The sequence below is a fragment of the Neisseria sp. GT4A_CT1 genome (assembly GCF_000227275.1).
In the GTDB taxonomy this organism is placed as follows: Bacteria; Pseudomonadota; Gammaproteobacteria; order Burkholderiales; family Neisseriaceae; genus Neisseria.
Genome location: NZ_JH164979.1, coordinates 1 through 1,630 on the forward strand (window position 1 = coordinate 1; position 1,630 = coordinate 1,630).

The window sequence follows — 1,630 nt, forward strand, 5'->3', positions numbered from 1 at the left end:
CGGTACGAAAGAAACTTGGTCCTACACCTACGATGCCTTGGGCAGAAGGATAGGCAAAGGTCGTCTGAAAAACGAAGAAGTTTCGGAAACGTCATTCCCGCATGATTTAAGCGGGAACGACCTTGAAAACCAAACCCGCTTCGTTTGGGACGGCAGCCACCTCTTGCAAGAAATCCACTCGGACGGCAGATATACCTATATCTATACCGATCAAGATTCCTACGAGCCTTTAGCCCAAGTCCGCGATTGGACAACTGAAGACGGCGAAAGCCGACAACAAACCCGCTATTTCCACTGCGACCAAATCGGCATCCCTAGGGAGATGACCGATAAGGACGGCAACCTCTTGTGGTTCGGCAACTATACCAGCTGGGGTCGTCTGAAAGAGGAAACCAAGGTAACGGGAACGGCGCACCAGCCGTTCAGGTTGCAGAACCAATACTTTGATGCCGAAACGGGGCTGCATTATAATCTTCTTAGATTCTATGATTCGATTTCTGGAAGATTTATTAATCAAGATCCCATAAGATTATTTGGAGGGGAAAATTTCTATCATTTTGCATTTAATGCACAATCTTGGATAGATCCTCTAGGGTTAGAGCACGTTGAAAGTTATAAAAGACATTTGAAGAAAAAAGGTACAAGGAAGGGAAAAGATTTTACTGCTGCAGGGAAAAAAGCGGTTAGAGAGCAAAATAAAGCAGATAATGGCGGAAAAATGATATGTGGTAGATGCGGTGTAGAGACTATTGAGCCTAAGCGACATGAAAAAGGTGTAAGACCGCCGGATAATGAGGCTCACGTAGATCATATATTTGCCAAATCAAACGGTGGATCTGGTACAGTAGAGAACGGGCAAGTTTTATGTAGATTATGTAATCTTGAAAAGAGTAATAAATGAAAATTATGAAGAGTGTAGAATTTTCTATGAACTAATTTTAAGGTAATTAAAATGAAAAAGGTTTTTTTTAATCTAGAAGTAATTGATGGTTATCCCCCAGTATCTATGGAAAGTATTTGGGCAGAAGTAACTGAAGAAGGCTATTTTAAAATAAACAATATTCCTTTTTATAGCAAAGAAGTATCTTTGGGTGATATTGTTAGTGTAATACAAAAGGAAGAAAATTACTTATTATATGATAAAACTATAATTAATAGTAAAAATAGTACGTTGCGGATTGTTTTCTTTAATGAAAATCAGAAATTTAAAGATAATATATTAACCAAACTAATAGATCTTGGATGTGAGTCAGAAGCGTTTAATGTAAATTTCTATGCAATAAACATACCAATCCAAGTAGATATAGAAGAAATATATATTTTCTTGGATAGCTTTGTGGAAACTAACGATTTAGATTATGACACAGGGTATTTGGCACAATAATTTGTGCAAGCTATAACTTGCGTAATATCGTAATATGTAGAAAATTCTAGCGTTGTTTACGTAATAGAAATTTTAAGACTATGTGACGGCAGCCATCTCCCGTAGGAAAACCTAGACGGCAGATATACCTATTTATATCGCCTCGCTGGACGGCTCGCTGTCGCTGCGTTTCGCCCCGCTGACAGTAGCGGAAGACGGTTCGGAGGACGGCTGTGTCAAACACAGCTTCGGCTATAAAAACAATCT

2 protein-coding genes are annotated in these 1,630 nt (G+C 39.1%); both read left to right on the forward strand.

Annotation, left to right across the window (positions count from 1 at the left end):
• The coding region (locus HMPREF1028_RS14215; RefSeq protein WP_009313182.1) for an RHS repeat-associated core domain-containing protein at window positions 1-901 on the forward strand (901 nt) is incomplete at its 5' end.
• A gap of 51 nt (window positions 902-952) precedes the next feature.
• Window positions 953-1,384, forward strand: coding sequence for a DUF4265 domain-containing protein (locus tag HMPREF1028_RS12770; protein ID WP_009313184.1), 432 nt, complete (start codon window positions 953-955; stop codon window positions 1,382-1,384).
• Window positions 1,385-1,630 lie beyond the last annotated feature (246 nt).